A 7,069-nucleotide genomic window follows, 5' to 3' on the forward strand; every position below is an offset into this window, starting at 1 on the left:
TGAAGGGCTGGAAGATCCTCCGCGACTGCCGGCTGAAGGGCGACGGCGTCCACCACGCCATGCTCGGGATCGCCCGCCTGCACAACCTCGTCCTCGGCGGGTGACGCAGAAACCAGCAGGCCACCAGGCACATCACAGATCATTTACGGGACAGCCCTTACCGAGGCGGGACCAGGGCTTAAATGACACTGGAGCCATTTCGGAACTCATGACAGTCTTGGACTCAGTTCCATTTCCTCTGGGTGGGCAGCGCCCTGCCCACTGGAGCGACCTGTGGGGAGACTGTCGTGATCCGCCATAGCAAAACCCCGCCCGAGATCACCCGCGCCGATGCCGGCCTTGCGGTGATCACCGTCCGGCATTTAGGTGACGCCGCGAAGCAGCCGGCCATCGCCGACACGGCGGTCGATTCCCGGCGTGAAGATCCCTGGCCTGCAGGGCTGTTGAGCTGGTCCTTGTTCACCAGCACCGACGGGCAGGCGTTGATGGCGTACGAGCAGTGGGCGGACGACGACGCCTTGGATACTGCTCTGGCGGCACCGATGCCGTATGCGCCGGGTATTCCTGGCACCGAACCGTCCGCTCCGGTCCGCTACCGCCTGCACCGCTCCCACATCAGCCACGGTGAGGCCGCGGTGGGGTGCGTCGTGACGCCCGTGTTCGACGTGGACGGGCCGGAGCGCCAACGGCACTTCGTCGACGAGGTCTTCGCGATGACGAAGGACATGGCGCCGATGCCCGGCTCCGTCGCCGCGCACTTCCACACCAGCCTGGACGGCACCCGGGTGTTCAACTACGCCGAGTGGAGCGACGAGCAGGCCCACCTCGACGCGGTCACCGCCGACGACCCACGAGGCGTACGGCGCCGGCTCACCGGCGAGATCGCAGGGGTGCGACCGTGTGGATACCGCCGCTGGCATCCGCACACCACCCTGCTCGGCACCGGGCCCGGCGATGCCCGCTGACGCTGCGGTACCGGGAAGTTCCCCGGAGTCGGCGGCGGACAGGGGCTCACTCACGGTGCTGTTGCTGGCCTCCACGCTGGGGGTCATGGGTGGCGCCACCATCGCTCCGGTGATCGAGGTGATCCGCCAAGCCCTCGATGTAGGCGGCACAGCCGCCGGACTGGTGCTGACCTCCCACAGTCTGGCCATCGCCCTCGTCAGCCCGCTCGTGGGCCGGACCACCGACCGGTTCGGCCCCCGGCTGCCGCTCGCTGCGGGACTGGTGGTGTACGGGCTGGGCGGAGGGGCCGGCCTGGTCATCGACTCCTATCCGGTGCTGTTCGCCTCCCGCTTGATTCTTGGTGTGGGGGCGGCGGCGGTCTTCACCTGCTCCACCGCTGCGCTGCTGGGCCTGTACCGGGGCGAGATGCGGGACAAGGTGATGGGCTGGCGGACGACCGCCACCACCGCGGGTGGCTTCGCTTACCCGCTCGCGGCCGGTGCCCTGGGCAACGCCTCCTGGCACGCGCCGTTCGCCATTTACCTCATCGGCCTGCCGCTCGGCGCAGCCACTCTGCTTGCCCTGCCCAAGACCAGCCATGCGAGTCCGAGCGACCCGTCTGCGAAGGGCTCGCGTCGTGGCGCGGTGCGGTTGCTGCGTGAGCACCCGCTGGTCTTGGCCCTGTGCGGGCTGTGGGTGGCGACCACCGGGCTGATGATGGTCCTGGCTGTCTCCTTGCCCCGCCGCCTGGACCAACTCGGCATCCACGACACCCTGGTGGTCGCCTTGTACGGCACTGTGCTCGCGTCCGGCGCCGCCAGCCTGGTCGGACTCACCTACGCCAAGCTCACCGCCCGCCTGGGCTATGCGGCGCTGATGCGGACCGCGGCCGGAGCATGGACGGCGGCGCTGCTGGTGTTCGCCGTCGCCGAGCACTGGGCGGTACTGATGCTCGTGCCAGTACTGACGGGCATCGGCAGCGGCATCACGATGCCCACCCTGACCGTCCTGGTCGACCACGCCGCACCCGCCGAACAGCGCGGGACGGCCACCTCTTTGCAGGCCACGGCACTCTTCGGCGGTCAGTTCGCCTCGCCCTTGGTCTTCGGGCCGCTGATCGACGCCACCTCGATCGCCACCGGAGCCCTGGTCGCCGCGGCAGGCACCGCAGGGATTCTCGCCGCGTTGTTCCGGCTGAAGGAACCGGACCAGACGACCGGGCTCACAGACACGGGCGAGGGCGATCGGCCCGAAGCGCCGGCCGACGAACGGCCACAGCGCGGCAGCTGACAGTGGCGCTCCCAGTCCTTCCTCGTGCACGGTGGCCGGGTCGGGGCTCAACGTCCCGGCAAGGCCGCCGCTTCATTGCGGCGCGGGGTCGGCAGCGCCACTGCCAGGGCGGCAACGCCTCCGCACATGGCTGCGATGGCCAGGAACACCGTGCGGTAGGACATGGCCGAATCAGTGGTGGCTGCGGCAAGGGTGACCAGGACGGCCAGGCCGATCGCGCCGCCGATCTGTCGGGCTGCATTCATCAGCCCGGAGGCCGCGCCGGCGTCCGTGGAGGAGACACCGGAGGTGACGGTGGTGGTGATCGGGGTGATGAGCAGGCCCATCCCGGCGGACATGGCCAGTGCCGGCCCGAGCAGTCCGTCCAAGTAGCCGCTGTCCGCACCGATCCGGCTCTGCCAGACGAATCCGGCAGCGGACAGCAGCGCGCTGCCGACGATCAGGGCCCGGGCACCGGTGCGCCGCATGACCATGGGAGCGAGGCGGGCCGCCGTGATCCCGGCCAGTGTGTGCGGCAGAAACCCCACACCGCATGCCAGCGCCCCATAGCCGAGGACGTCTTGCATGTACAGCGACAGGAAGTACCACATGGGGATGAAGCAAGCGCCGGCCAGCAGCATCACCGCGTTGCCCGCCCAGACCGGGCGCATCCGGACCAGGCGCGGCGGCAGCAGCGGGGCCGCCGCCCATCGGGCCTCGACGACTGCGAACGCGGTCAGCGCCAGCGCGCCGACGGCCAGTCCGACGAGGGCGGCGGGCCTGCTCCAGCCGTGTACGCCGGTCTGGTTGACGCCGTAGACGAGCGCGGTGACTCCCAACGTGGCCAGCGTCGCGCCCAGTACATCAAGTCTGGCGGGCATCGTGCCCGGGCGGTCGTCCGGCAGCAACCGGACGGCCGCCAGCAGAGCGGCAGCACCGATGGGTACGTTGATCAGCAGGATCCAGCGCCACGACAGAGCGTCCGTCAGTACGCCGCCGATGAGGTTCCCAGCGGCGCCGCCGACGGAGCTGACCGCGGTCCAGATCGCCAACGCCCTTATGCGCCCCGGCCCTTCGGTAAAGGTGGTGGTGAGGATAGTCAGCGTGGCCGGGGCCAGAACCGCAGCACCCAGGCCCTGCACCGCACGCATCGCGATCAACACGGCCGGGCTGGTGGCGAGCCCGCCCACCAGACTGGAGGCGGCGAACAGCACCACTCCCCACACGAACACCCGTCGCCGGCCGTACAGATCCGCAAGGCGGCCCCCCAGCAACAGGAATCCGGCGAAGACCAAGGCGTAGCCGCCGACGACCCACTGCAGACCCGCGGCGGTGAAACCGAGCGCGGACTGAACGGAAGGCAGGGCTACGTTCACCACCGACACGTCGAGCACGACCATGAACTGTGCCGCGCATGCCAGCCACAGCACCGCCGCCGGAGGACTCGCCCGAACCCGCTGGGCTGCGGTGTCTGGTGCGCCGTTCCCGCATGCTCCGCGCTCCACCATCACCCCTCCACTCGTGACCGCGAATTTTTATCGTACAGCGGTACTATGAAAACGAACGGGCGGGCAGGAAGGGACACAGGGTGCCGAAACGGGTGGATCACGCCGAGCGGAGAGCGCACATCATCGACGCGCTGGTCCGCGTGGCTGCGGCCGAGGGCCTGCACGCGGTGACGATGCGAGCTGTCGCCGCCGAGGCGGGCATGTCACTGAACCTGGTGCAGTACTACTTCGACTCCAAGGCCAAGCTGATGCACGCCGCCCTGGAGCGGCTGGAGCAGCAGAGCCACCAGCGGTGGTCGAAGCGGCTGGCCGATCTGCCGCAGCCGCCTACGGCGCACGCTTTCATCGAGGCGTTCCTGGCCGAGGCGCTGCCGACCGACGAGGCCAGTCGCGCCTTCCACCTGGTGTGGACCTCCTACGCGGTGCTGGCGATGACCGACCGGGAGCTGGCCGCCGAGCCGTTCGTCGCCGGGCCTGATCGCCTGGAGCGACAGCTGACCGACGTGCTCAGCCGAGCTCAGCGCGACGGCGCGCTGGCCGGCGGGCGGGATCCGGCGGCGGAGGCGGCCCGACTCCTGGCCCTCAGCCACGGGTTGGGCACCGGCGTCCTGGTCGGCCAACGGTCCGCCGAAGCAGCCATGGCCATCCTGCGCGCCCACCTCGACCAGCTCTTCGACGACCGTCTCGTATGGTCGGCGCCCCGGTCGCCTGTCGAAGTGACGAGTGACGGCGGGTGATCAAGCGCAGCCCGCTCGCCTGTGCGTGCCGTAGTGGGTGAGGTGGTGTCTGTCCGTCCTGAATGAGGCAGGGGCCCGGAGCGCGGCCCCCGGTCAGGCGTCGATGATGACGGGGATGATCAGTGGCCTGCGGCGGTGGGTGCGGAAGGCCCAGTTGGCCACGGCGCGGGCGATGAGCTGTTCGAGTTGGTGGGCGTCGCCGACGCCTTCCTCGGCCGCGGTGGCCAGGGTCTTCTCGATGACGGGGATGACCGGCTCGAAAGTGGCGTCGTCGTGGACGAAGCCGCGGGCCAGGAAGTCGGGAGCCTCTGCCAGGGCGCCTGTATCGGCGTCGACGATGGCCACGACCGTGATGACGCCCTCCTGGGCAAGGGTGACACGGTCCTTGAGAGACGCCTCGGTGGCGCCGCCGACTTCCATGCCGTCCACGTAGACGTTGCCCGCGGGCACCTTGCCGGTGATGGAGGCGCGGCCGTCGACGAGGTCGACGACGACACCGTCCTCGGCGATGACGACCCGGTCGGGGTCGACACCGGTGCGGATGGCGAGGTCGGCGTTGGCCCGCAGGTGACGGAACTCGCCGTGCACGGGCATGACGTTGCGGGGCCGGACGATGTTGTAGCAGTAGACGAGCTCGCCGGCGCTGGCGTGCCCGGAGACGTGCACCTTCGCGTTGCCCTTGTGGACGACGTGGGCGCCCCACCGCGTCAGGCCATTGATCACCCGGTAGATGGCGTTCTCATTGCCGGGGATGAGGGAACTGGCGAGCAGGACGGTGTCGCCCTTGCCGATGCGGATCTGGTGGTCGCGGTTGGCCATCCGTGACAGTGCGGCCATCGGTTCGCCCTGCGATCCGGTACACACCAGAGTGATCTTGTGGTCGGGAAGCTTCTCCAGCTCCTTCGTGCTCACGACCAGACCGGAGGGGACCTTCAGGTAGCCCAGGTCGCGGGCGATGCCCATGTTGCGGACCATCGACCGGCCCACGAAGGCCACCTTGCGACCGTGCTCGTGGGCTGCGTCCAGGACCTGCTGGATGCGGTGCACGTGGCTGGCGAAGCTGGAGACGATCACCCGCCGCGGCGCCGTGCGCATCACCTGCTCGATCGCCGGGTTCAGCTCACGCTCCGAGGTGGTGAAGCCGGGTACCTCGGCGTTGGTGGAGTCGGTGAGGAACAGGTCCACACCCTCCTCACCGAGGCGGGCGAAGGCACGCAGATCGGTGATCCGGTCGTCCAGCGGAAACTGGTCCATCTTGAAGTCACCGGTGTGCAGCACCATCCCGGCGCCGGTGCGGATCGCGACCGCGAGGCTGTCCGGGATGGAGTGGTTGACCGCCACGAACTCGCAGTCGAAGGGCCCGAAGCCGCGCCGGTCACCCTCCCGCACGCGCACCGTGCGCGGCCGGATGCCGTGTTCCTTGAGCTTGGCCTCGATGAAGGCGAGGGTGAGCTTGGAGCCGACGAGGGGGATGTCCCTCCGCTCCCGCAGCAGATAGGGCACGCCGCCGATGTGGTCCTCGTGGCCGTGGGTGAGCACCACGGCCACGATGTCGTCCAGCCGGTCCCGGATCGAAGTGAAGTCCGGCAGGATCACGTCCACGCCGGGCTGGGTCTCTTCGGGGAACAGCACGCCGCAGTCGACGATCAGCAGCTTGCCGGCATGCTCGAACACGGTCATGTTCCGGCCGATCTCGCCCAGGCCGCCCAAGGCGGTGACCCTCAGCCCTCCCTCGGGCAGTGGCGGGGCGGCTTTGAGTTCTGGGTGCGGATGGCTCATACCCTCACGCTACCGAAGGGTCTGCCGGGACTACCCACTGCCCGCCGCTGCACGCGAGGAGAGGCGCGGCGCGGGGCTCGGTCACGGCAGGGGCAGGGAGCGGTGGAGGCGGTAGCGCCCGCCGTGGGTGAGGCGCACCCCGGGCGTACTGGAGAAGATCTCGTGCCCCTGGTCGTGGTCACCGGCCTCGGCGGCCTCCTCGTGCGCCTCGACGCTGATCCACTCCGTGTACAGCAGGACGCGGCTGCCGTCGGCGCTGTGCAGGAAGTGGGCCGAGATCGCGCCGCGGTGCCCGCCGTCCTTCGGCTGGGCGGCAATCACGGCGTCGGTGAAGTAGCGCTGACGCTCGGGCCCGTCCACGTCGAAAGCGGCCGTGATCAGGCAGCCCGGGACGCGGGTCTCGTTCTCCTCGACCAGGCTGCGGTACAGCCGGTAGCGCGGCGGACCGGCCAAGGGCGCGGCGTAGCCAGCGCCACGCAGGTACGTGTCGTACGCCCCGGCGCTCTCCCACTGCGCAAGTGACAGCACCGTCTCACCGTCCGTGCTCGCGAACCAGCTCACAGCAGACAGGCCGCAGGGCGGGGAACCACTCTCCAGCGCATGCACCTCGTCGTCCATGACCAGCCGCTGCCGGTCGGGTCCTCCGACGTACCGTGCGCCGATCACGGCGGTGCCGGTGCGGGCTATGGCCGGGAAGCGGTCGGTGGTCAACGCGGTCTCCCTGAAAGGCTGTCTCTGATACACCTCTCCGAGCCCACGAGACTAGCGCTCATGTCGTATGCCGTCATCTGCGTGAAAAAAAACAAAGGAAAGACGATTGAGCTCGTCCAG

Annotated in this window: 6 protein-coding genes and 1 pseudogene; 4 read left to right on the plus strand and 3 right to left on the minus strand. The window is 69.4% G+C overall.

What is annotated here, in order from left to right; all coding sequences use genetic code 11:
- From C1J00_RS35020 to C1J00_RS35030, 3 genes and pseudogenes are all read left to right on the plus strand, one after another.
- A pseudogene (locus C1J00_RS35020) lies at positions 1 to 104 on the plus strand (IS5/IS1182 family transposase); the annotation flags it as partial.
- A 183-nt stretch (positions 105 to 287) separates the two neighbouring features.
- The gene (locus C1J00_RS35025; protein WP_146046313.1) at positions 288 to 965 is read left to right on the plus strand and encodes an antibiotic biosynthesis monooxygenase; all 678 of its coding nucleotides are present in this window, start codon (positions 288 to 290) and stop codon (positions 963 to 965) included.
- Complete coding sequence (locus C1J00_RS35030; RefSeq protein WP_102912979.1) at positions 955 to 2,235, plus strand: MFS transporter; 1,281 nt, start codon at positions 955 to 957, stop codon at positions 2,233 to 2,235. The genes C1J00_RS35025 and C1J00_RS35030 overlap by 11 nt, the downstream gene beginning before the upstream one ends.
- A 47-nt stretch (positions 2,236 to 2,282) precedes the next feature.
- Here C1J00_RS35030 and C1J00_RS35035 read toward each other — a convergent pair whose 3' ends face one another.
- A complete protein-coding gene (locus C1J00_RS35035; protein ID WP_102912980.1) occupies positions 2,283 to 3,722 on the minus strand; it encodes an MFS transporter in 1,440 nt (479 codons plus the stop codon).
- 92 nt (positions 3,723 to 3,814) lie between these two features.
- Between C1J00_RS35035 and C1J00_RS35040 the strand changes: the two genes are divergently transcribed.
- Positions 3,815 to 4,459, plus strand: coding sequence for a TetR/AcrR family transcriptional regulator (locus tag C1J00_RS35040; RefSeq protein ID WP_342751776.1), 645 nt, complete (start codon positions 3,815 to 3,817; stop codon positions 4,457 to 4,459).
- 93 nt (positions 4,460 to 4,552) lie between these two features.
- Here the strand turns inward: C1J00_RS35040 and C1J00_RS35045 are convergent, their stop codons facing one another.
- Together C1J00_RS35045 and C1J00_RS35050 are read right to left on the minus strand one after the other, a co-directional pair.
- The gene (locus C1J00_RS35045; RefSeq protein ID WP_102912982.1) at positions 4,553 to 6,238 is read right to left on the minus strand and encodes a ribonuclease J; all 1,686 of its coding nucleotides are present in this window, start codon (positions 6,236 to 6,238) and stop codon (positions 4,553 to 4,555) included.
- A gap of 81 nt (positions 6,239 to 6,319) precedes the next feature.
- Positions 6,320 to 6,949: an antibiotic biosynthesis monooxygenase gene (locus C1J00_RS35050; protein ID WP_102912983.1), complete on the minus strand. Its 630-nt coding sequence runs from the start codon at positions 6,947 to 6,949 to the stop codon at positions 6,320 to 6,322.
- Positions 6,950 to 7,069 lie beyond the last annotated feature (120 nt).

Source organism: Streptomyces cahuitamycinicus (assembly GCF_002891435.1).
Lineage (GTDB): Bacteria > Actinomycetota > Actinomycetes > Streptomycetales > Streptomycetaceae > Streptomyces > Streptomyces cahuitamycinicus.